25 protein-coding genes are annotated in these 21869 nt (G+C 72.2%); 15 read left to right on the top strand and 10 right to left on the bottom strand.

The annotated features are described in order from the left end of the window. The first annotated feature begins 1 nt into the window (after position 1). The 10 genes from rpoZ (at position 2) to ACT4N7_RS02270 (ending at position 9908) form a co-directional block, all read left to right on the top strand. Complete coding sequence (rpoZ, locus tag ACT4N7_RS02315) at positions 2–289, top strand: DNA-directed RNA polymerase subunit omega (protein WP_444826873.1); 288 nt, start codon at positions 2–4, stop codon at positions 287–289. Beyond that, positions 286–1542 carry a bifunctional phosphopantothenoylcysteine decarboxylase/phosphopantothenate--cysteine ligase CoaBC gene (coaBC, locus tag ACT4N7_RS02310; RefSeq protein ID WP_444826872.1) on the top strand — a complete coding sequence of 419 codons (1257 nt, stop codon included), beginning with the start codon at positions 286–288 and terminating at the stop codon, positions 1540–1542. Before rpoZ ends, coaBC begins: the two co-directional genes overlap by 4 nt. A gap of 38 nt (positions 1543–1580) precedes the next feature. Next, complete coding sequence (gene metK, locus ACT4N7_RS02305; RefSeq protein ID WP_444826871.1) at positions 1581–2786, top strand: methionine adenosyltransferase; 1206 nt, start codon at positions 1581–1583, stop codon at positions 2784–2786. Between the two features lie 48 nt (positions 2787–2834). Continuing rightward, positions 2835–3215 carry a DUF5313 family protein gene (locus ACT4N7_RS02300; RefSeq protein ID WP_444826870.1) on the top strand — a complete coding sequence of 127 codons (381 nt, stop codon included), beginning with the start codon at positions 2835–2837 and terminating at the stop codon, positions 3213–3215. A 45-nt stretch (positions 3216–3260) separates the two neighbouring features. Beyond that, positions 3261–5309 (top strand): primosomal protein N', encoded by a 2049-nt coding sequence (locus tag ACT4N7_RS02295; protein WP_444826869.1) that lies wholly within the window; start codon positions 3261–3263, stop codon positions 5307–5309. Between the two features lie 111 nt (positions 5310–5420). After that, positions 5421–5966, top strand: a complete 546-nt coding sequence (gene def, locus ACT4N7_RS02290) for a peptide deformylase (RefSeq protein ID WP_444826868.1) — start codon at positions 5421–5423, stop codon at positions 5964–5966. Next, positions 5966–6892: a methionyl-tRNA formyltransferase gene (fmt, locus tag ACT4N7_RS02285; RefSeq protein WP_444826867.1), complete on the top strand. Its 927-nt coding sequence runs from the start codon at positions 5966–5968 to the stop codon at positions 6890–6892. The genes def and fmt overlap by 1 nt, the downstream gene beginning before the upstream one ends. Further along, positions 6889–8316 carry an RsmB/NOP family class I SAM-dependent RNA methyltransferase gene (locus ACT4N7_RS02280; RefSeq protein WP_444826866.1) on the top strand — a complete coding sequence of 476 codons (1428 nt, stop codon included), beginning with the start codon at positions 6889–6891 and terminating at the stop codon, positions 8314–8316. Before fmt ends, ACT4N7_RS02280 begins: the two co-directional genes overlap by 4 nt. Further along, complete coding sequence (locus tag ACT4N7_RS02275; protein ID WP_444826865.1) at positions 8313–8837, top strand: flavoprotein; 525 nt, start codon at positions 8313–8315, stop codon at positions 8835–8837. Before ACT4N7_RS02280 ends, ACT4N7_RS02275 begins: the two co-directional genes overlap by 4 nt. A gap of 90 nt (positions 8838–8927) precedes the next feature. Next, the gene (locus ACT4N7_RS02270) at positions 8928–9908 is read left to right on the top strand and encodes an asparaginase (protein ID WP_444826864.1); all 981 of its coding nucleotides are present in this window, start codon (positions 8928–8930) and stop codon (positions 9906–9908) included. Positions 9909–9920: 12 nt separating this feature from the next. Here ACT4N7_RS02270 and ACT4N7_RS02265 read toward each other — a convergent pair whose 3' ends face one another. Continuing rightward, positions 9921–10694, bottom strand: coding sequence for an aminoglycoside adenylyltransferase domain-containing protein (locus tag ACT4N7_RS02265; RefSeq protein WP_444826863.1), 774 nt, complete (start codon positions 10692–10694; stop codon positions 9921–9923). A gap of 107 nt (positions 10695–10801) precedes the next feature. Further along, positions 10802–11593, bottom strand: a complete 792-nt coding sequence (locus ACT4N7_RS02260) for a class I SAM-dependent methyltransferase (RefSeq protein ID WP_444826862.1) — start codon at positions 11591–11593, stop codon at positions 10802–10804. A gap of 47 nt (positions 11594–11640) precedes the next feature. Here ACT4N7_RS02260 and ACT4N7_RS02255 point away from each other — a divergent pair, with 47 nt between their 5' ends. Further along, the gene (locus ACT4N7_RS02255; RefSeq protein WP_444826861.1) at positions 11641–12297 is read left to right on the top strand and encodes an O-methyltransferase; all 657 of its coding nucleotides are present in this window, start codon (positions 11641–11643) and stop codon (positions 12295–12297) included. Beyond that, positions 12294–12941, top strand: a complete 648-nt coding sequence (locus ACT4N7_RS02250) for a class I SAM-dependent methyltransferase (RefSeq protein ID WP_444826860.1) — start codon at positions 12294–12296, stop codon at positions 12939–12941. The genes ACT4N7_RS02255 and ACT4N7_RS02250 overlap by 4 nt, the downstream gene beginning before the upstream one ends. Positions 12942–13010: 69 nt before the next feature. Here the strand turns inward: ACT4N7_RS02250 and ACT4N7_RS02245 are convergent, their stop codons facing one another. The 7 genes from ACT4N7_RS02245 to ACT4N7_RS02215 all read right to left on the bottom strand — a co-directional run bounded on the left by ACT4N7_RS02245 (position 13011) and on the right by ACT4N7_RS02215 (position 18620). Next, a complete protein-coding gene (locus ACT4N7_RS02245; RefSeq protein WP_444826859.1) occupies positions 13011–13469 on the bottom strand; it encodes a hypothetical protein in 459 nt (152 codons plus the stop codon). A gap of 86 nt (positions 13470–13555) precedes the next feature. Continuing rightward, positions 13556–13942 (bottom strand): hypothetical protein, encoded by a 387-nt coding sequence (locus ACT4N7_RS02240; protein WP_444826858.1) that lies wholly within the window; start codon positions 13940–13942, stop codon positions 13556–13558. A gap of 42 nt (positions 13943–13984) precedes the next feature. Next, positions 13985–14821: a hypothetical protein gene (locus ACT4N7_RS02235; RefSeq protein WP_444826857.1), complete on the bottom strand. Its 837-nt coding sequence runs from the start codon at positions 14819–14821 to the stop codon at positions 13985–13987. A gap of 127 nt (positions 14822–14948) precedes the next feature. Continuing rightward, complete coding sequence (locus tag ACT4N7_RS02230) at positions 14949–16370, bottom strand: hypothetical protein (protein WP_444826856.1); 1422 nt, start codon at positions 16368–16370, stop codon at positions 14949–14951. 10 nt (positions 16371–16380) lie between these two features. Beyond that, positions 16381–16938: a DUF3558 family protein gene (locus ACT4N7_RS02225; protein ID WP_444826855.1), complete on the bottom strand. Its 558-nt coding sequence runs from the start codon at positions 16936–16938 to the stop codon at positions 16381–16383. Between the two features lie 20 nt (positions 16939–16958). Next, positions 16959–17735: an ESX secretion-associated protein EspG gene (locus tag ACT4N7_RS02220; protein WP_444826854.1), complete on the bottom strand. Its 777-nt coding sequence runs from the start codon at positions 17733–17735 to the stop codon at positions 16959–16961. A 459-nt stretch (positions 17736–18194) separates the two neighbouring features. Continuing rightward, positions 18195–18620, bottom strand: coding sequence for a hypothetical protein (locus ACT4N7_RS02215; RefSeq protein WP_444826853.1), 426 nt, complete (start codon positions 18618–18620; stop codon positions 18195–18197). Positions 18621–18856: 236 nt separating this feature from the next. Here ACT4N7_RS02215 and ACT4N7_RS02210 point away from each other — a divergent pair, with 236 nt between their 5' ends. From ACT4N7_RS02210 to ACT4N7_RS02200, 3 genes are all read left to right on the top strand, one after another. Beyond that, positions 18857–19720, top strand: coding sequence for a helix-turn-helix domain-containing protein (locus ACT4N7_RS02210; RefSeq protein ID WP_444826852.1), 864 nt, complete (start codon positions 18857–18859; stop codon positions 19718–19720). Then, positions 19720–19953: a DUF397 domain-containing protein gene (locus ACT4N7_RS02205; protein ID WP_444826851.1), complete on the top strand. Its 234-nt coding sequence runs from the start codon at positions 19720–19722 to the stop codon at positions 19951–19953. Before ACT4N7_RS02210 ends, ACT4N7_RS02205 begins: the two co-directional genes overlap by 1 nt. A 126-nt stretch (positions 19954–20079) precedes the next feature. Further along, the gene (locus ACT4N7_RS02200) at positions 20080–20781 is read left to right on the top strand and encodes a hypothetical protein (protein WP_444826850.1); all 702 of its coding nucleotides are present in this window, start codon (positions 20080–20082) and stop codon (positions 20779–20781) included. A 95-nt stretch (positions 20782–20876) separates the two neighbouring features. Here ACT4N7_RS02200 and ACT4N7_RS02195 read toward each other — a convergent pair whose 3' ends face one another. Further along, complete coding sequence (locus ACT4N7_RS02195) at positions 20877–21674, bottom strand: phosphotransferase (protein ID WP_444826849.1); 798 nt, start codon at positions 21672–21674, stop codon at positions 20877–20879. Between the last annotated feature and the right edge of the window lie 195 nt (positions 21675–21869).

The following is a 21869-nucleotide window of genomic DNA, read 5'->3' as shown; positions in this document are numbered from 1 at the left end:
AGTGATCACCCCCACCGAGCTGGGCGCCCTGGGCGAGCCGTCGAACACCCTCGAAGGCATCACCAACCCCCCGATCGACGACCTGCTCGAAAAGGTCAGCTCGAAGTACGCGCTGGTGATCTACGCCGCCAAGCGTGCCCGCCAGATCAACGACTACTACGCCCAGCTCGGCGAGGGTCTGCTGGAGTACGTTGGCCCGCTCGTCGAGCCCGGCCCACGCGAGAAGCCGCTGTCCATCGCCCTGCGCGAGATCCACTCCGGCCTGCTCGAACACACCGAGGGCGAGTGACCTCGCGCCCTCGGGTCGTACTCGGGGTGGGCGGCGGCATCGCCGCCTACAAGGCGTGCGAGGTACTGCGCCGCCTGACCGAGTCCGGCCACGAGGTGCGCGTGGTACCCACCGAAGCAGCCCTGCGCTTCGTCGGGGCGGCGACCTTCGAGGCGCTGTCCGGGCAGCAGGTGCACACCGGGGTCTTCGCCGACGTGCCCGAGGTGCCGCACGTGCGCCTCGGACAGCAGGCCGATCTGGTCCTGGTGGTCCCGGCCACCGCCGATCTGCTGGCCAAGGCCGCGCACGGCTTGGCCGACGACCTGCTCACCAACACCCTGCTCACCGCGCGCTGCCCGGTGCTGATGGCCCCGGCCATGCACACCGAGATGTGGGAGCACCCGGCCACCCAGGCCAACGTCGCCACCCTGCGCGGGCGCGGCGTGGTCGTGGGCGAGCCCGCGCGCGGGCGGCTGACCGGCGCCGACACCGGCAAGGGCAGGCTCGCCGAGCCCGCCGAGATCGTCGACCTGGCCCGGCTGCTGCTGCACCGGCCCGACGCGCTGCCCCGCGACCTGGACGGCGTGCGGGTCGTGGTGTCCGCGGGCGGCACCAGGGAACCGCTCGACCCGGTGCGCTACCTGGGCAACCGCTCCTCCGGCAAGCAGGGCTACGCGCTCGCGCGCACCGCCGTGCAGCGCGGCGCGCGCGTGATCCTCGTCTCCGCGCACACCGTGTCGCTGCCCGAGCCCGCCGGGGTCGAGGTGGTCAAGGTCGGCACCGCCGCGGAGCTGCGCGACGCCGTGCACAAGAGCGCCGCCGATGCCGACGTCGTGGTGATGGCCGCCGCCGTGGCCGACTTCCGGCCGGTGGGCACAGCCGAGTTCAAGATCAAGAAGACCGACCGGGAGCCCGATCCGATCGTGCTCACCCGCACCGCCGACGTGCTCGCCGAGCTGGTCGAGGCACGCCGTAGGGCCCCCGGCTCCGAACAAGTCATCGTGGGCTTCGCGGCCGAGACCGGCGACACCGGTGCCGACGTGCTCGACCACGCGCGCGCCAAACTCGCCCGCAAGGGCTGCGACCTGCTCGTGGTCAACGCGGTCGGCGAGGGCAAGGCGTTCGAGATGGAGGACAATGCGGGCTGGCTGCTCACCGCGGACGGCGGCGAGCGGTCTATCGCACTCGGCTCGAAGGCACAAATGGCCACCGAGGTATGGGACGCTGTCGCGATCTTGCTCAATCGTTCGCGGCGCGCGGAGACCACTCGTTAGAGTGATACCGGAAGCACCTGCGGATGAGTGGGGTACTCGTGAGTCAGACAGGCAGCCGCCGGCTCTTCACCTCTGAGTCGGTCACCGAAGGCCACCCGGACAAGATCTGCGACGCCATCAGCGACGCGGTCCTGGACGCCCTGCTCGCCAAGGACCCGCGCTCGCGGGTCGCGGTCGAGACCCTGGTCACCACCGGTCAGGTGCACGTGGCGGGCGAGGTGACCACCGAGGCGTACGCCGACATCCCGAGCATCGTGCGCGAGGTCATCCTCGGCATCGGCTACGACTCCTCGGCCAAGGGCTTCGACGGCAACTCGTGCGGCGTCAACGTGGCGTTGGGCGCGCAGTCGCCCGACATCGCCCAGGGCGTCGACACCGCCTACGAGTCGCGGGTGGAGAGCGCGGACGACGAGATCGACCGCCAGGGCGCGGGCGACCAGGGCCTGATGTTCGGCTACGCCTGCACCGACACCCCCGAGCTGATGCCGCTGCCGATCGCGCTCGCGCACCGGCTGGCGCGGCGGCTGACCAAGGTCCGCAAGGACGGCGTGCTGCCCTACCTGCGCCCGGACGGCAAGACCCAGGTCACCATCGAGTACGTGGGCGACAAGGCCGTGCGCCTGGACACCGTGGTGGTCTCCAGCCAGCACGCCGACGGGATCGACCTGGAGAAGCTGCTCGGCGTCGACGTGCGCGAGCAGGTCGTGCTGCCCGAACTCGGCAACCTGGAGCTGGACACCAGCGACGTGCGGCTGCTGGTCAACCCGACCGGCCGGTTCGTCATCGGCGGCCCGATGGGCGACGCGGGCCTGACCGGCCGCAAGATCATCGTGGACACCTATGGCGGCATGGCCCGCCACGGCGGCGGCGCGTTCTCCGGCAAGGACCCGTCGAAGGTGGACCGCTCGGCGGCGTATGCGATGCGCTGGGTCGCGAAGAACGCCGTCGCGGCCGGGCTCGCCTCGCGCATCGAGGTGCAGGTCGCCTACGCGATCGGCAAGGCGGCGCCGGTCGGGCTGTTCGTGGAGACCTTCGGCACCGAGAACGCCGACCCGGTTCGGATCGAGGCGGCCATCCGCGAGGTGTTCGACCTGCGCCCGGCCGCGATCATCCGCGACCTGGACCTGCTGCGCCCGATCTACGCCCAGACCGCCGCGTACGGCCACTTCGGCCGCCCGGACCTGGACCTGCCGTGGGAGAACACCGACCGCGCCGACGACCTCAAGCGCGCCGCGGGAGCCTGAGCGTACGGGCCGCCACCGGGGTTCGGTGGCGGGCCTAGCATGGTTGTCGTGCGTCCCGGACCGCTGCGGTGGCTCTGGTACGCCGTCGGCGGCACGCTGCCCGCGGCCTACCGGCACTGGGTGCTGTGGGACCTCACCGCGGGCACCTGGGTGCTGCGGCACTTCGCCCGCGTCATGGTCCAGTTCCTGCCGTGGTGGCTGTTGCTGCTGGTCCCGGGCCCGCTGTCGCTGCGGGTGTCGATGGTCGTGCTCGCCTACGTCACCGGGCTCTACTTCTCGCTGTCGTTCCTGGAGGACGCCGCCGAGCGCAGGCTGGTCAAGCACGGCTACCCGGCCGGGCTCAACCGGCGCATCCGCGAGGAGTCCGCGCCGCACGACCGGGCGGAGGTCGCCGCGATGTACGCCGCGTACCTGGACGACGACGGGTGAGCGGTCGGTGCTGTTCGGTCGGCCCGGTCTGGTAGACCACTGCGTATGGCCACCCCTGACCCCGACGCGCTGTTCCAGGTCGAGGTCGCGGCACCGGTCAAGGTCGCCCCACCCGCCAAGGGCAGGCAGGCGCCCGCGACCGAACTGCCGGTGGCGCGCGTGTACGTCGACGTGCCGCTCGCCCACCTCGACCGCACCTACGACTACCTCGTGCCCGCGAAACTCGACGCCGACGCCGTGTCCGGCTGCCGCATCCGGGTCCGGTTCGCGAGCCAGCTCGTCGACGGCTACCTGATCGACCGGGTCGCCGAGTCCGACCACCAGGGCACGCTGCAGTTCCTCGATCGGGTGGTTTCCGCCGAGCCGGTGCTCGCGCCCGAGGTGGCCAGGCTGTGCCGCGCGGTCGCCGACCGCTACGGCGGCACCATGATCGACGTCCTGCGGCTGGCCGTCCCGCCGCGCCACGGCAGGGTCGAGGCCGAGCCCGCGGGGGAGCCCGTGGCCGTCCCGCCGCCGGTCGCGGCAGGCTGGGCCGAGTACCCGCGCGGCACCGCGTTCCTCGACGCCGTGCGCGCCGGGCGGCAGGCGCACGCGGTGTGGCAGGCGCTGCCCGGCGAGGACTGGCCCGCCCGGCTCGCCGAGGTCGCCTGCACTGCCGCGGCGAGCGGCCGGGGCGCCGTGCTGGTCGTGCCCGACCACCGCGACATCGCGCGCCTGCACGCCGCGTGCGTCGCGCTCGCGGGCCCGGATGCCGTCGTCGCGCTGTCCGCCGATCTCGGCCCGGCCAAGCGCTACCGGAGCTGGCTCGCCGTGCGCCGGGGCGTCGCGCGGATCGTGGTCGGCACCCGGGCCTGTGCGTACGCCCCGGTCGCCGACCCCGGCGTGGTCGTGGTCTGGGACGACGGCGACGACCAGCACGCCGACCCCCGTTCGCCCTACCCGCACGTGCGGGACGTGCTGATCCAGCGCGGCAGGCTCAGTGGCGCGAGCGTGCTGGTGGCGGGCTTCGCGCGCACCGCGGAGGCCCAACTCCTGGTCGACTCGGGCTGGGCGCCGGAGATCGTCGCCACCCGCGACCGGGTCCGCGCCGCCGCGCCCCGCGTCACCGCGATCGGCGAGCACGACACCCAGCTGGCCCGCGACCCGGCCGCCCGCACCGCCCGCGTCCCGACGGTCGCCTTCGACGCCGCCCGCACCGCGCTGGCCGCCGGGCGCCCCGTGCTGGTCCAGGTGCCCCGCCGCGGCTACGTCCCCGCGCTGACCTGCCAGGAATGCCGCACACCCGCGCGTTGCAGGCGCTGCGCGGGCCCCCTGCACCTTCCCGCGGGGGAGTCGCGCCCGCCCGCGTGCCGGTGGTGCGCCGCCGCCGACGCCAACTTCCGCTGCCCGAGCTGCGGGTCGCGGCGGCTGCGCGCGGTCGTCATCGGCGCGAAGCGCACGGCCGAGGAGCTGGGCCGCGCGTTCGCCGGGGTGCCCGTGCGCACGTCCGGCGCCAGCGAGGTGCTGGCCGCGGTCACGGACACGGCCGCGCTGGTCGTGGCCACTCCCGGCGCCGAGCCGGTCGCCGCGGGCGGCTACGGCGCCGCGCTGCTGCTCGACGGCTGGGCCCTGCTCGGCCGCGCCGACCTGCGCGCCACCGAGGAGACCCTGCGCCGCTGGATGACCGCCGCCGCGCTGGTCCGGCCCGCGGGCGACGGCGGGCGCGTGGTCGTGATGGCCGAGTCGGCCGCCCCGACCGTGCAGGCGCTCGTCCGGTGGGACCCGGTGTGGCACGCCCGGCTGGAGCTGAGCGGGCGCGCCGAGTTGGGCTTCCCGCCCGCCGTGCGAATGGCGTCGGTCGACGGCACCCCCAGCGCGGTGGCCCGCCTGCTCCACGATCTCCCGCTCCCGCCCACCGGTGAGGTGCTGGGCCCCGTCCCGCTGGGCGAGCCGGACGCCGACGGCCAGGTCGCCCGCGAGCGGATCCTCGTGCGCGTCGACCGGGCGCACGGCCGCGCGCTGGCCGAGGCGCTGGCGACGGCGCAGCGGGCGCGCACCGCCCGCAAAGAGCCCGACCCGTTGCGCGTGCGACTCGACCCGCTCGACCTCATCTGATCCCGGTATCCGATCCCTGTTGTCCGGGCCCCTGTGGACAGGCCGCCAAGCGGCCGAGCGGGAATGCCTAGACTGAACGGCGCCGCATCCCGCGACCGACCGAGGAGACCCGTGACCGTCCAGCCGATCCGGCTCTTCGGAGACCCGGTGCTGCGCACCCGCGCGGCCGAGGTGGTCGACTTCGACCTGGAACTGCGCAACCTGGTCCGCGACCTGTGGGACACCATGGAGTCCCAGGGCGGCGCCGGTCTGGCCGCGCCCCAACTCGGCGTGGGCCTGCGGGTGTTCACCTACCACTGCGGCGACGCTGTCGGCCACCTGGTCAACCCCGCGTGGACCTCGCTCGACGACGAGTACCAGGACGGCCAGGAGGGCTGCCTGTCCATCCCGGGCGGGTACTGGGACTGCCGCAGGCACGCCAACGTCGTCGCCCGCGGCTGGAACCTGCACGGCGAGCCGATCGAGGTGCTCGGCACCGACCTGCTGGCCCGCTGCATCCAGCACGAGGCCGACCACCTCGACGGCGTGCTGTTCCTCGACCGGCTCGACGAGGAGACCCGCAAGCAGGCGATGAGCGAGATCCGCCAGGCACCGTGGTTCGACGGCGCGGTGCCCACGGTCAAGCAGAGCCCGCACCCGCTGTTCGGTGCCCGCTGATGCGGCTGGTGTTCGCGGGCACCCCCGAGCCCGCGCTGCCCGCGCTGCGCGCGTTGCTGGCCTCCGGCCACGAGGTCGCCGCCGTGGTCACCCGCCCTGACGCGCCCGCGGGCCGCGGCAGGCGAGTCGAGCGCTCGCCGGTCGGGGCGTTGGCCGACAGCCACGGCATCGAGGTGCTCACCCCGGCCAAGCCGGCCGACCCCGACTTCCAGGCCAGGCTGCGCGAGATCGCGCCGGAGTGCTGCCCGGTGGTCGCCTACGGCGCGCTGCTGCCGCAGTCCGCACTCGACATCCCGGTCCACGGCTGGGTGAACCTGCACTTCTCGCTGCTGCCCGCCTGGCGTGGCGCGGCCCCGGTGCAGGCGGCCGTGCGGCACGGCGACGAGATCACCGGCGCCAGCACGTTCCGCATCGTCAAGGCGCTCGACGCGGGCCCGGTTTTCGGCGTGGTCACCGAGCCGGTCCGGCCCGATGACACCGCGGGCGCCCTGCTCGACCGGCTCGCCGAGTCCGGCGCGGGCCTACTGGTGTCCACTGTGGACGGTATCGCGGCAGGCACGCTCACCGCGGTCGAGCAGCCCGCCGACGGGGTCAGCTACGCGCCCAAGGTCGCCGTCGAGGACGCCAGGGTCGACTTCGCGCGGCCCGGCCTCGCGGTCGACCGGCTCGTCCGCGCGGTCACCCCGGAGCCCGGCGCGTGGGCCGGGTTCCGCGGCGAGCGGCTCAAGTTCGGCCCGGTGTCCCGAGTGGACGATGGGCCCGAGCTCAAGCCGGGCGAGCTGCTGGCCGAGCGCAAACGTGTACTCGTCGGCACGGCGACCTGGCCGGTCCGGCTGGGCGAAGTGCAGGCACAGGGCAAGAAGCGGATGGCGGCCACCGACTGGGCCCGCGGCATCCGCGTCGAGGCAGGAGAGCGGCTGACGTGACGCAGCCAGGCAGGCGTACGCACCGACCATCGCGACCCGACCGGTCGCACCCACCCCGAAAACCGGACGGCCCCGCGCGCCCGCCCGCCGACGACCCGGCCCGCCGGGCGGCGCTCGACACGCTGCGCGCGGTCCGCGCGGACGACGCGTACGCCAACCTCGTGCTGCCCAAGCTGCTGCGCGACCGGCGGATCTCCGGCCGCGACGCCGCGCTGGCCACCGAGCTGACCTACGGCACCTGCCGGGCGCTGGGCCTGCTCGACCAGGTCCTCTCCGAGTGCGTCGACCGGCCACTGTCCAAAGTGGAGCCCGTGCTGCTGGACGCGCTGCGCCTGGGCACCTACCAGCTCCTGCGTACCCGTATCCCGTCGCACGCCGCCGTCGCGTCCACTGTGGACCTGGTGCGGCGCGACCTCGGCTCCCGGGTCACCGGGTTCGCCAACGCCGTGCTGCGCAAGGTCTCCGAGCTGGACGAGGACGCCTGGCTCGACCGGCTCGCCCCCGACGCGACCGAGGACCCGGTCGGCCACCTCGCCGCGCGCACCGCGCACCCGCGCTGGATCGCCCGCGCGTTCGCCGACGCCCTGGGCACCACCGGCGACGACCTGGCCGACGCCCTGCGCGCCGACGACGAGCGGCCCACGGTGCACCTGGTGGCGCGCCCCGGTGAGGTCAGCGCCGACGAACTGGCCGCGATGACCGGCGGCGAGCCCGCCCCGTACTCGCCCTACGGCGTGCGCCTCGACGCGGGCGGGGGCGACCCGGGCGACCTGGAGCCGATCCGCGAGCGGCTGGCCAACGTCCAGGACGAGGGCAGCCAGCTCTGCGCGCTCGCCCTCACCAGGCCCGACGTCGACGGCCCCGACGTGCGCTGGCTCGACCTGTGCGCGGGCCCCGGCGGCAAGGCGGTCCTGCTCGGCGCCCTCGCCGCGATCAACGGCGGCACCCTCGACGCGGTCGAACCGACCCCGCACCGGGCCAAGCTGGTCGAACAGATCACCTCCGGCCTCCCGGTCACCGTGCACGTCGCCGACGGCCGCGCGGCCGACCTCGCCCCCGGTTTCGACCGGGTCCTGGTCGACGCGCCCTGCACCGGCCTCGGCGCGCTGCGGCGCAGGCCGGAGTCCCGCTGGCGCCGCCAGCCCTCGGACGTCGGCGACCTGACCAAGCTGCAGCGCGAACTGCTGGTCGCCGCGCTGGACCTGGTCCGCCCGGGGGGCGTCGTGGCCTACGTGGTGTGCTCGCCGCACCTGTCGGAGACGGTCGGCGTGCTCACCGACGTCGTCCGCAAAACCGGCGCCACCCCCCTCGACGCGCGCGAGTTCTTCCCCGGTGTGCCGGACCTCGGCGCCGGTCCGCACGTGCAGCTCTGGCCGCACCGGCACGGCACGGACGCCATGTTCTGCGCCCTGCTGCGCCGATGAGCGGGGGCATCCTCGGCCTGGTCGCGGCCGCGGGCTACGGCGTGGACCAGCGGCTGCGCGCCGAACTGGCCACCCCCGCCGCCCACCGCGGCTGGCGCCTGGCCATCACCTTCACCCCGACCGCGGCCCGCTGGATGGCGGCCGCGGGGGAGATCGACCGCCTGCAGTCCCTCACCGACCTGCCGGTCCGCAGCACGTCCCGACTCCCGACGGACCCCAAGCCCTACCCCATCCCGGACGCCTTCCTGTTCGTCCCGGCCACCGCGAACTCGATAGCCAAACTCGCCCTGGGCATCGCCGACAACCAGGCTCTCACCGCCCTCGGCGAGGCCATCGGCACCCCCGGCGTCCCCGTTGTGATCCGCCCCCAGGCCGACGACGCGCAGCGCGGACACCCGCTGTGGGAGGCGCACCTGGAGACCCTCCTCGGCGCCGGAGTACACCTGGCCGACGGCTCACCGGACGAGCCGTGGGCGCCCCTGCTCGACCTGGTGGAGGCCCTGGCCGAGGTCCCACTGTGACCACGAGGCCGCGTCGTGACTCCCAGCGGCCTGCGCGGTTGCCGTCGTCACGGTGGGCGGAGGTCGCACTGTGATCATCAGCGGCCCGCGATGACCAGGGTCGCCATCATCGCGATGGGCGGAACCATCGCCATGTCACCCAGCGCGGGCGGCGGCGTGGTTCCCGCGCTCAGCGCCGAGGACGTGCTCGCCGCCGTGCCCGGGTTGGCCGAACTGGGGCTCGACATCACCGCGCACACGCTGCGCTCCCTGCCCAGCCCGTCCCTCGGCTTCGCCGACCTGGTGGCGCTGTCCGACGCCGTGCGCGCCGAGATCGCCGCGGGGGCCGCCGGGGTCGTGGTCACGCACGGCACCGACACCATCGAGGAGACCGCGCTGTTCCTCGACCTCACCGTCGACAGCCCGGTCCCGGTGGTCGTCACCGGCGCCATGCGCCACCCCACGTCGGCGGGCGCGGACGGTCCGGCGAACCTGTACGCGGCGATCCGGGTCGCGGTCGCCGAGTCCGCGCGAGGACTCGGCTGCCTGGTCGTCATGTCCGACGAGGTGCACGGCGCCCGGTTCGTCCGAAAAGGACACACCAGCAGCATGGCCGCGTTCGCCTCGCCCGGCTTCGGCCCGCTCGGCCTGCTCGTCGAGGGCGAGCCGCGGCTGCGCGGCACCCCGCGGGTCGGCCTGCGCCTGCCCGCGAACCCCCGCGTCGCCGACCTGCGCGTCGGCCTGATCACCGTCGCCCTCGGCGACGACGGCGAACTCCTCCGCCGAGCGGGTGACGCGTTCGCGGGCATCGTCATCGCGGGCCTCGGCGCGGGCCACGTCCCCGCCGACATGGTCCCGCTGGTCGCCGGGTTCGCGGCGAAGGTGCCGGTGGTGCTGGCCTCCCGCACCGGCTCGGGATCGGTGCTGCGCCAGACTTACGGCTACCCGGGCTCCGAACGCGACCTCCTCGACCGCGGCCTGATCCACGCGGGCTTCCTCGACCCCGCCAAGGCCCGCGTCCTCCTCCAACTCCTCCTGGCCGACGGCGCCGACCGCCCCCGGATCGCATCCACCTTCGACCTCTACCGGTAGTGTCCCGCACCGTCACCGCGCGAACGACTCCGCGTAGGCGGCGAACTCGATCGCCGCTTCCAGGCTGCCCGGCCGTGGTGGTTCGGCCGGGTCCCAGCCCAGCGCCCGGTCCTCGATCACCTGCGTGAGCAGCGGGCGCCACCGCGGGTCGAGGGTGGCCAGCGCCCACTCCAGCGCGCCGCGCTTCGACGTGACCTCGGCCGTGCGCAGCGTGTACAGGAGCCGACAGTAGGTCGACACGGTGTAGCGCTGGGTCCAGGCGACGTCGAACGGGGCCCAGGTCTTCAGCCCCGCCATCAGCTCGGGCAGCGCGACACGCATCGCGGCGCGCAGGGCCTCGGGTGGTACCTCGGCGACCAGGTCCGTGATCGGCGGGCCGGTGATCGTGATGCCGTGGCGGCGCAGGATCCAGCGGGTGTGCAGGGTGTTGCAGTGGGTGTCCCAGATCAGGTCGCGGTGGCCGTTGTCGCAGTACAACCAGGGCACGCCGAGGCCGTCGACGTCGCGCAGGGACGTGATGTCGGCGTAGGACCCTTCAAGGCACTTCGTCCAGAAGCCCGCACGGGTCGGGATCTCGTCGTGCAGCAGGCGCAGCTCCGCTTCCGCCGAGCCGCTGGGCAGGACGGTGGTCGCGACGATGAAGTCGCAGTCGCTGTTGCGGTCGCCCGCGCCCAGGGCAAAGGAGCCCTGCAGGTAGGCGCCGACGAACGTGTCACCGAGGATGTCGCGGACCGACCCGGTGAGGTCGGCCAGGACCGCGTCGAGTTCTTCGAAAGGGGTGAGCATGGGGGACTCTCCGTACCTGGGAACAGGGCTGCACGGGCGCGGCGCTCAGGCGCGGCGGGTCCGGGTGGCGGCGAAGCAGTCCCAGGTCACGGGTGCAGGCTAGCCGGTCAGCCATCCCCGGCGGTACCGATTACCGCCCAGGCCCTGGCGGTGAGCGGGACAGTCCCGTCCTGGCAGGCGGGCAAGCGGGTCCGCAGCAGGTCGCGCAGCTCGCCGCGGCGCTCCTCGGTCAGCGACATGGCGTATCCGGGAGCGGGCCCCTGCCCGCCGAGGAACGGCCGCCAGTAGTCGTCGAAATCGGTGAACACGGTCGGCACGTCGATCGGCTCGACGGTCACCTCGTCCAGACCGGCGTCCGACCACAGCAGCCGCAGCGCGTCGGGCTCGCACAGCGGGAAGCGGCGACCCTCGACCAGGTCGACCGCGGCCGGATCGAGCGCGGCGGCGGCGTCCCAGAAGTACCGCATCATCGCCATGCCCTCGGCGTAGTCCCAGACATAGGCGGCGACAACGCCGCCCGGCGCGGCGACCCGGGCGAACTCGGCCGCGGCGGCCCGCGAGTCGGGCACGAAGTTGAGCGCCAGCCCGCTGACCACGGCGTCGAACCGGCGGTCGGGCAGCGGCAGCGACCGTGCGTCGCCGACGTGGAAGGTGGCGCGCAGGCCCACGGCCCGGGCAATGGCCAGGAACGCCTCGGACGGGTCCACGCCGACGACCTCGGCGGGGTCCGCCACGGCCAGCACGGTAGAGGTCAGCGCCCCGGTGCCGCAGCCCACATCCAGCCAACGCCGTCCCGCGGGCACGTCCAGCCTGCGCACGAACGCGGCCGCGACTCGGCGACTCCACCGGCCCACGTACGCCTCGTACGCCTCGCCGTCTGCCCAGACCACGTGCGCCACGGCGTGACCATACGACCCATTACGGCGCCAGGACACGTTCGGGTTGAATGGGGGTTGTGGACATCCTCGCGCCCGACCTCAGCGACTATCTCGTCGCGCACTCCAGCCCCGCCGACGACCTGCTCCGCGAGCTGGCCGCGGAAACCGCGGCGGCCTTCCCGGACTCGGCCCCCATGCAGATTTCGCACGACGAGGGCGAGTTCCTCACCATGCTCGTCCGCCTCGTCGGCGCCCGCCGGGCGGTCGAGGTGGGCGTGTTCACCGGCTACTCCTCGATCTGCGTCGCCCGCGGCCTGCCCGCCGACGGCCACCTGCTCGCCTGCGACGTCAGCGACGAATGGACCTCCGTCGCGCGCCGCTACTGGGCGCGCGCGGGCCTCACCGACCGCATCGACCTGCGGATCGCGCCCGCGCTGGACACCCTGCGCGCGCTGCCCGCCGATGCCGGGTTCGACTTCGCGTTCATCGACGCCGACAAGGCCGGATACCCCGACTACTACGCCGAACTGGTGCCCAGGCTGCGTCCCGGCGGCCTGATCGTGCTCGACAACGTCCTGCGTGGCGGCCGGGTGGTCGACGCGGCCTACCAGGACGAGGCCACCGTGGCGATCCGCCGGGTCAACGACATCGTGGTGGCCGACGACCGGGTGGACTGCGCGATGCTGCCGGTCCGCGACGGCGTGACCCTCGCGCGCAAGCGATGACCGAGGCGGCCGATCAGGCCCGGCGCATCGCCGCCGAGTCGCCCGACGACCCCACCGCCTGGTTCGAGCAGCTCTACGCTCGGGCCGCCGCGGGCGTGGCGACCGTGCCGTGGGATCGCGGCGGCCCCAGCCCGGTCGTCCAGCGGTGGGCCCGGGGAGTCGACGGCACCGGGCGGTGCGCGCTCGTCGTCGGCGCGGGCCTCGGCGCCGACGCCGAACTGGTGGCGGGCCTCGGCTTCGCCACTACGGCCTTCGACGTGTCGGAGACCGCGGTGCACACGGCCCGCGCTCGCTTCCCATCGTCCACTGTGGACTATCGGGTGGCCGACCTGCTCGCGCCGCCCGCGCGCTGGCTGGGTGCCTTCGACCTGGTGCTGGAAAGCCTTACCGTGCAGTCGATGCCGCGCCGGGTGCGCGCTGAGGCCACCGCCCACGTAGCGGACTTCGTCGCGCCCGGCGGCCTGCTGGTCGTCTCCGCCACCGTCGCCGACCCCGCCCGCGAGAACGACGGCCCACCCTGGCCGCTCACCCGCGCGGAGGTCGACGCCTTCGCGGCGGGCCACCTGACCGCCGTGCGGATCGACCGGCTCGACGACCTCGACTACCCGCGCTGGCTCGCCGAGTTCCGCCGCCCCGCCTCGTGACCCAGGGCCGTTGGGTCTCACCAGGCGTGTATGGGCAAGCCGATCGATACGTACGGCTGGTATCCCGCCCTATTTCTCTTGTTCGTTTCGCCGACGTAGGCGCAACTTCGTTTGTTCGTTTCGCCGACGTGCGCGAGACTTCTTTTCTTCGTTTCGCCGACGTACGCGGAGGCCGACGTGTCCGAGGGCGCACGGCGTGGCCCCGAGCAGGAAGATCAGGAATCCATGCTCGGGAATCCAGTAGAGCCGGGTGATCGCGCCCTGGATCAGCTTCGCGTCTTCGTTGCAGGTGAGCGTCGTGCCGGTCGGGAACGGTCCGGGCAGGGGCGCACCGGTTCCATAGTCGAGCCGACGGCTTCGCTCGATGTAGAGCGATTGTGGTCGCTCGCCCGGAACATAGAGCGTGCACACCCCGGACCGGTAGGACGACGACACGTAGAAGTCCGAACCGGATAGCTCGGTGCCCGCACCCAGGTTGGTGACCGGGGTGCCGCTGAGTTGGCGATGTGCTCCGACGGCGACCAACATCGCCAGGATGGCTCCCCCCGCAAGGAGTAGGCCGTACAGTGTACGGGGTCGGAGATTCCCCAGGCTACGACGAGGGCGTGCGGCGGTCATTGGGGCCTGCGGAACATGACTGATCTTTCCGAGTAGTCCTCCTCGTCCTCAGGTGGGGCGGCTCCGCCTTGCGGGGAGGGTGGTTGCGTCTCCAGTTGCTCGGCGAGGTCGGCGAGGGACACTTCGGCCAACTTCTCCAGGCCACCGTTGAGGTACCCCGTATAGCTGGACGAGGTGACCACGTCGCGCGGCGACGTGCGCCCGGACAGCAGATCCCGGCCCAGTTCCCTGGTCATCGGATCGTCGGTCGCGGCCATCAACTCGAACAGCTTGCGGCGTCTGGCGATCGGGTCGGCCAGTATGTCCCCGAATGGGCTCTCGCGGACCGCGCGTTCGATCTTCGCCCGCAACTCGTCCTGGGACGGTGGGGTGGCGTCGGTCAACTTTTCACCTCGTTGGTAGGCATTTTTGTGCTGGTCAACTGGCTATGGCAGCGGTGGAACTTCGGGCAAGTGGGGGAGGGCCAACTCCGCGGAGATCAGCCCGAATCTGCCTTGTGCCGCCGTGGTTGTTTCCACCACCGTCTTGAGGTCCGCGGCGACCTTGGCCAGTCCGACGACGAACTTGGCGGCAGTGTAGATTGCCGAGATCGAGAACCCGGCCAGGATCAGCGCGACCGGAAGCCCGACCCCGCTCGCGGCGATGGCTGAGGCGGCGCCCGCCGCGAGGACGGCGATCGCCAGCGGATCGAGGAGCTTGTCCAACAGATCCGATGCCACATCGCGAGTGTCCATACAGGACTTCGCCGCGGACTCGTAGTAACTGGCGAGCTCGAACAGCGGACTGGTTGACGCATCGATCGTGTTCGCCAGTTCGTAGAGGTACGCGACGGCGTGCTCGGCGGCGTTTCCGCGCCACACATCGGGCATGCGCTGGGCCGACCACTGGACGTTCATCGCCATGGCCTGGTTGCACGCGGCCTCGAGTCCGCCCGCTCGCGCGTCGGGGTCGTCCGCCCCTGGGTAGGTCGCGTCTATCCGTTCCGCCCCGGCCTGGTCGGTCCGCAGATACGTATCGAGGGTGTGCTTCGCCGCGTTGTGATAGTTTACGAACACGTGTGCGCTCGCGTTGTCGTAGAAGTCGAACGCGCGGTCGTAACACGCACGGTGGCCACCCTGGATTAGGTTGGCGATGCCCTCACCGACCCAGTTGATGTCGGTCTGTTCCACCAGGTGTTTCGTCGCCGATACCGCGTCGTTCCGCAGCCGATCCACCTGCACCGGCCAGGCCGCCATGCCGTTCTTGTCAACGAAGAAGCCCACTATTCCCCCAAGGTGTGTATCTCGTTTCCGGGTCGTCTTGCTGTCGCGTTGCCAACGAACCGGTAGCCCCATGGCCCAATTTCTGGTTCGGCAGAACAACCTGCGGCCAGATCGGGCGGCTGTGCGGTTACAGGCCGATCACTGGTGGTGCGGTGATCTCGTCGGTGCCGAACAGGCCGTCCGGGTCGGCCTCGACAAGGTAGTCCGGGCGTTGGTGTTCAGTGTCCTCGGCGCGGGAGCCCCGTCCCCCGGCGCCCATGCCCGCGCCCACACCTGACGTTCCCGGTCGACCGGTGCCGCGGCCCGCCGCGCTCTCGCCCGCGGATGCTCCGCCGAGCGGGGACGCCCCGGCTCGGCCACCCGATCCAGGCGGGCCACTCGATCCTGGGCCGCCACCTGTGCTCCTGCCAGGGAGCCCGCCGCCGAGACCGCCTCGCCCGGTGTCGCCAGTACCGGAGCCGACACCCCCCGGTCCGATTGGCAGACTCTCGGGCCTCGCGCCTGCTACCGGCTGACCGCCCGGTCCGATGCCGACGCCACCGGTCACGCTGGTGACCGGGGTGGCACCCGAACCGCTGGTCTGTCCCGCGGGCTCAGTGCTACCCGCGCCGCCGTGACCACCTGCCGGACCGGACCCGTCGCCGGGCGCGCCGGGACCGCCTGGCGGAACATCGCTGCCCCCGTGCCCGCCCGTGGGAGTGTCGGTCCGATCGCCCGGCGCGCCACCCCGCCAGTCGGTTCCGACAGCGTCGCGACCGTCGTCCGGCTTGGCGGCCCGCGGTGGCGGGGCGAACGCGGGCGCGGCCGATGCGGTCGCGGTCAATGTCTGGTCGTAGGTCTGTACGGCTTGCGCGGCCTGCCGGTGTGCCGCCTGTTGGGCCGCGGCCTGTTGCTGGTCCAGTTGGGCCTGCTGGGCGTAGGCCACCGGGTCGGTGATCGTCTGCAACCGCAGGGCCGCGGCCCGCGGGTCATACGGCGGGTTCGGTGGTGGCGGCACCGTGTTCTTCGCGGTGGCCAGGGCCTGCGCCTGCTGGGTGTAGACCGTCCCCGCGAGCTGCGAGGCGCGTCCCGCCTGTCCGGACTTGTTGGCCAACCCGGCCAACGCCTGCCGTGCTCCCTCGGCCGCGACGCCGGTCCAGGTGGTCGCGCTGCTGCCGATCGCCTTGGTCACCAGATCCCCGATGCCCGCCAGCTTGTTGCCGACCTTGATCCACGACTCGCCCACCGAGCCGACCGCGTCCGGGTCGATCCCGTTGTGCACCGCGTCGTACAACTGCTGGTGCGGGATGCCCTGATAGTGCACTCCGGGGGCGCCCGGTGCCGTGCGCGTCACCGTGCCCTGTCGCAGGTCCTGTGCCTGGGCGTCGAGTTTGTCGTCGGTCTGGCTCAACGAGTTGAGCATTCCCATCAGCGGCCCGAGGAACGGCCCGTAACGCGCCCGCCCCTCGGCCATGATCTGCTCCCGCAGCTCCGCCACGGTCGGCGCCTGGCCGTAGTCCAGGACCCCGTACTCCGCGGCGACCTCACCGGAGGATCGCTCGGTACCCATCACTCCACCCCTACGATTCCGGCAGGTTCGGCTCGATCAACGTTGCCGCCCGCAACGCAAGATCACACGCCTCATCCTGATCACCCTGACGATCCCCCGCGTCCACATCTACCCGTGACGACGCGGTCACACCAATGAACACTATGCAGCCGCGGGTGGCGGTGTCCCGCAACTGCTTCGCTTTATGCGACCCGATTGTGAGGTCGTTGATCGGGCCCGTTACCACAACCTGCGTCAGGCCGATGTTGGTCCGAATGCCCGGTGTCAGGGTTCCGGCGGGTGTCCGGATTCGACAGATACGGGCCGTGCCGAGCTGCTCGGGACCCTCGAACTTCGTCACCCCAAGGGCCGACTTGTCCGCGGAGGTGAGCAGCTCGCATGGATCGGTGTCAGCCAGTGACTCTGCGCTGGTCGGACTTGTCGTCGTCGTGCGCTCTGTAGTGGTGCCGGTCTTGGACGCCGCTGTGGTGGTCGCGGGCAGCGCCTGCCCGGGGGTCTGTGCTCCGCCGCACGCGGTCAGCCCGAAGCCGATCATGACCACCGCGGCCGTGGTCACCGCGCGACGCATGCTGGTGAGTGTCCGTCCGGTCACGGTGTCGTCGTTTTCAGGAGCCCGCGGCGGTGATGCCGCCTGCGCCGGTGTCGTCGCTGTCCTGGTAGGCGGCCATGGACTTGGTAGGTCACATGCTCGCCGCCGTCGGACCCGGTGGTGGTGACCACCGTGTAACGGCCCTCGTCGGTGTCCACCCAGGAGACGGCCTTGCTCGGGTCGGGTTGGCCGAGTCTCGCGGGAGTGCTGATCAAGAAGGAGCCGCCGCCGTGCCGTGGTCGGATCAGGATCCGGCGCGCCGCTTGGTGGTCGTGGCTCGCGTGAGTGTCTCTGGCGCGGACCGCCCGGAGCACCCCCGCGGACGGGTCGACGGTCCCGGCTGGCGGGTGGCCGGTCACGGTCACCGACCGGCCCAGGCCCGGTCGAAGAGGCGCCACGGTGCCGACCAGCGCCCGCACCACCCGCTCGGCGGGCACTGTCCGGAACGCGATGCGTTCCTCCCGCAGCTCCGCGAGCACGCCGACGCTCCGGTCGAGGACCGCGAGAGCGGTGAGCTGTGTTCGGTCGACCAGGCCGTTGATCGCCACGGACACCCGGCCGGTGGCGTAGATCCGCAGCGCCCGGACCAGTTCGGGGGCGAATTGGTCTTCGCGTACCAGTCCCCGCCGGGACAGGCTCGTGTGCACAGCGGCGAGGAGCTCCACTCGGCCCACTCCGCCGAATCGCGGCGCGGTGAACGGAAACCGCCACACCGGTAGGTCCAGCGCGGCACCCACGGCGTCCAGTTCCGCGAACGAACACTCCACCCTGACCACGTCCGGCATCGTGACACAGCAGGTGTTGACCGCACCCTGCGGCTGGCCGATTCACTCGATTCGGCGCAGCGAACCCCGGGTGCACCTCCGCTGGGCCAGGAACGCCCGGCGATCTCATTCCGGCCGTTGCGTCATGGTGGCGGCCGACTGTCGGGGTGGTCCTCGACCATTGCCTTCAGGCACTGTGCGCACATCCTGATCTGGGCGGAGTCCACGGGACTCGTGCTGTCGTCCACCAGCCACTGACCGCAGACGGCAGGGCCCACGCGCTGTCCGGCGATGTTGCGCACCACCATGATCCCGTCCTGGGTTGCCCGCAGATGAGCGATGGTCGACCCGAGAACCCCGCGGCCCCAGCGATGCGACTCCCGACTCACGGGCGCGTCGTTCGATCTGGCCGCTCGAACGGCCCTGCCCGCCTGCCCACGGCGTCGCGATCGCCTGTCGATGCCCACCCGCTCAGTCCGTGTCGATCTCGTGCGCCGGGTCGGTCGCGTTGGGGTAGACCCACACCACGTGGGCGGTGATGTCGGGACGGCGGTCGTGCATCTGGGCCGCGCGTTCCGCGGAGCGCAGGCTCATTCGAACGCCGCCCACCGCGTCGACGACTTCGGCGCGGTCCTCGAAGGCCATGCCCCACGCCGCGATCCGGCCGTCCGCCCGCTCGCCGTACTCCTGCACCACGGCGAACAGGCGCGGCGCCTCGTCGGCCACCATGCCGGCCACCAACTCGGCGAACTCCGCCGCACCGCACAGCGGCGCGAGCCGCGAAGCGTTCCCTTTCGGCGTCTGGTCGTGGCCGTTCGCGTGCGGTCCCGCCGTGCTGTCGGCCCGGTGCTCGTCGGCCGATCCGTGGTTCATGGCTACCTGTGTCTGAATCATCATCGTCGGCTCCCTGGCAGGTTCTGACCAGCGGCGAAGTAGGCTGGTTCCGATCTCGGGCACCGCTGGCAGGTTGCCAGCGCGCAGATGTAGATAGTAAGTTTGGATTCTACATCGCGCTACTCGCTCGATCGGGTGAACTCGCGGTCCGCCTCTTCTGGATCACCGGTCGCGGGCCGAAACGGTCGGTGGGCGAGGGCACACTGGCGCCCGCGCGGAACGAGACTGGGGAGGCAGCGGTGACCGAGGCGTCGAGTCCCACGGTGTGGCGGCGTTGGCTGGCGTTCGAACTCGCCCGCCTGCGGCGGGCGGCCGGGCTCGATCAGAAGGACGTGGCCAAGGCCCTGCGGTGCACGGTCGGCAAGGTGTCCTACTACGAGACCGCGGAGCGGCCGGTAGTGGTGCGTGATCTCGACGAGGTCCTGCTCCCGCTGTACCGGGTGCCTGAGGACCGTTGGTCGCTCTATCTCCAGGCAGCCCGGGACTCCCGCCAGAAGGGCTGGTGGGAGCGCTACGACGCCAACACGCTTCGGAGTTGGTTCTCTCCGTTCGTCGGGTTGGAGCAAGGTGCGTCGCAGATCCGCATCTGCGAAGCCCAACTCATCCCAGGTCTGCTGCAGACCAAGGACTACGCCGAGGCGGTGGCCCGCCGGGGCACCGCCGAACGAACCGAGGAGGACATCGCCCGGCATGTCGAGCTGCGGATGACCCGGCAGCAGATCCTGCACCGCGACCCCGGCCCGGTGCGGCTCTGGACGGTGCTCGACGAGGCCGCCCTCCGCCGGGTCGTCGGCAGTCCCACCGTGATGAGGGAACAACTCCTGCACCTCGCCGCGATGACACGGCACCCGAAGATCACCGTGCAGGTGGTGCCCTACGTCAACGGCGCGCACCCCGGGATGACCGGCCGATTCCAGATTCTGGACTTCCCGTGGCCCGCCGATCCCGGTGTCGCCTACGTCGAGCACCGGGCAGGCGCGCTCTACCTCGAAGAACCCGACGAGATCGAGGCGCACACGGTGGCGTTCCAGCACACGTGTGTCCTTGCCCTGTCCCCGGACGACTCGGCGATAATGATCAGAACCGTCGCAGAGGAGTTCTGATGACCAGTCCCCACCGGCCGCACGCCCCGCTCGACCTGGACTCGGCACCCTGGCGCAAGTCCAGTTTCAGCGGTGACGAAGGCGCATGCGTCGAGACCGCGCCGCTGGTCGACGGCAGCATCGCGGTGCGCAACAGCAACCACCGGGACGCGGGCATCGTGTTCTTCACCCGCGCCGAGATGGCCGCCTGGATCAACGGCGTCAAGGCGGGCGAATTCGACGACCTCGCGTAACGGCCCGAGCAGGTCGATGCGGACAGGTAGATTCGCACTCCACGCAGCCTAAGGGTCGCAAGATCGGGGTTGTCCCGGGAACTTCACCGGATGTGGCCGCGGTCGGTGAACGGCAGTCTCGACGTCATGGCACAGGGAACCTCGAAACGCTGGCGCCAGGCGGCGGTCTGGCTGCACGTGATCACTTCGGTCGGCTGGATGGGGCAGGCGTTGGCGCTGTTCACGCTGTCGCTGGTGACTTTCACCAGCGGCGACCCGGCGGTGCGGATCAGCGCGACGTCCATGGCGCACACCCTCGACATCCACCTGCTGGCTCCGTTGGCGAACGCCTCGGCCTTCACGGGCTTCGCGCTCGCCGCGGCCACGTCCTGGGGCTTCTTCCGGCACTGGTGGGTGCTGGCGAAGTTCGCGATCACGCTTGTGCAGTTGTACCTGGGCATCTTCATCCTGTCCGACGCCCTGCAGGACACCGTCGTCGCGGCCCGCGCGGGGGACGCGAGTCCGATGCCGCTGCCGCTGATCATGGCCGCGGCCATGATGGCCGGGGCGATCGCGTTCCAGGCGTGGCTGTCGGTGGCCAAGCCTTGGCAGCGGACGCCGTGGACCACCGGCACCCGAGCGGCGAAGCCGCCCACCGCGCCGACCTGGGTGTTCGTCGCGGCGGTCGGCGCGCCGGTGGCCGATTTCGCGATCGGGATCGTGCTGGGATTCCCGTCGCCCCTGGTGTCGCTGGTCGTACTGGCGATCCTGATCGTCAGGCGGTCGCGCCGGTCGACCTCCGGCAAGGCGCCTGCCGTTGGCCGGGAACCCGCGCGGGCGACTTCGTGACTCATCCCGATCGGTCCACGGCGGCCTGCGGGAGGCCGTCGCGCAAGTCGGTGCCTCGCGCGGGTGGGCGGAACGCGGGTGGGCGGGTTCGTGAGTCAGCCGAGTCGGTCCATCGCGGCCCCTAGGAAGTCGTCGCGGCGGGCGGTCATGGTCGGGCCGTCCAGGTCGGTCCGGCCCTGGTCGTGCATCACCGACAGCCAGTCGCCCAGGTCGGCGGGGGTGCTCAGGGCGGCGACGACGTCCCAGTAGGCCACGTCGTCGGCCGATCTGCCCGCTTCGCGCTCCCAGCCAGCCAGCAGGTCGTCGGCCGCGGCCTGCCCGATCGACGTCGCCGCGTCGCAGCGTGCCGATCCCAGGTCGACGCCCGCCGGACCGACGCCCGCGCAGTCCCAGTCGACGAACCCGACGAAGTCGTCGCCATCCCACAGTGCGTTGCCCTGCCACAGATCCCCGTGCACCAGCACGACCGGCGCCGCGGGAACGTCCACACGGGACAGCAGGTCGTCGGCGGCGGCCTGCGTGGGCGAGCGACCCGCGGCCCGGAAGTCCTCGTCCTCGATCGACCGCGCGCGCACCGGCAACCCGTCCCGCGCCTGCCCGACGACGGTGTGCAGTCGCGCCACCGCCGCACCCAGCGCGCGCATCCGCTCGGCCGACGGCGGCCCGGTGACCCGACTGTGGCCAGGTAACGCCGTGGCGAGCAGCATCGGCCCGTCGAGGTCCACCCCGAGTAGCCGAGGCATCGGCAGACCGTGCTCAGCACCCACCGTCAGCGCCGCCGCCTCCGTCTCGAACCGCGCGCGATCCGCCGCCCCCGCGCCCGTGCGCAAGACGGCCTCGCCGCCCGCGAACCGCAGCCGCCACGGCCCAGCCCCCTCCCGCAGGCCGGTCACGCCGATCACCTCCGCTCCCACAATCTGCCCTGCCCAGCTCAGGGCCTGCTCCGACGGACTCACGCGATTCCACCCGACCGCTGCCACTCCCAGCTCAAGGCCTGCTCCGATGAACTCACACCACAACGCTAGCGGCGGCCACCGACAGTTTTCGGCCCGCGGACCGCTGTGGGCCGCGACACGATCGAGCGATCG

It is taken from the genome of Actinokineospora sp., from assembly GCF_052390155.1.
In the GTDB taxonomy this organism is placed as follows: Bacteria; Actinomycetota; Actinomycetes; order Mycobacteriales; family Pseudonocardiaceae; genus Actinokineospora.
Note: the sequence above shows the minus strand (reverse complement) of the source record. Positions and strands in the feature narration are given on the sequence as shown.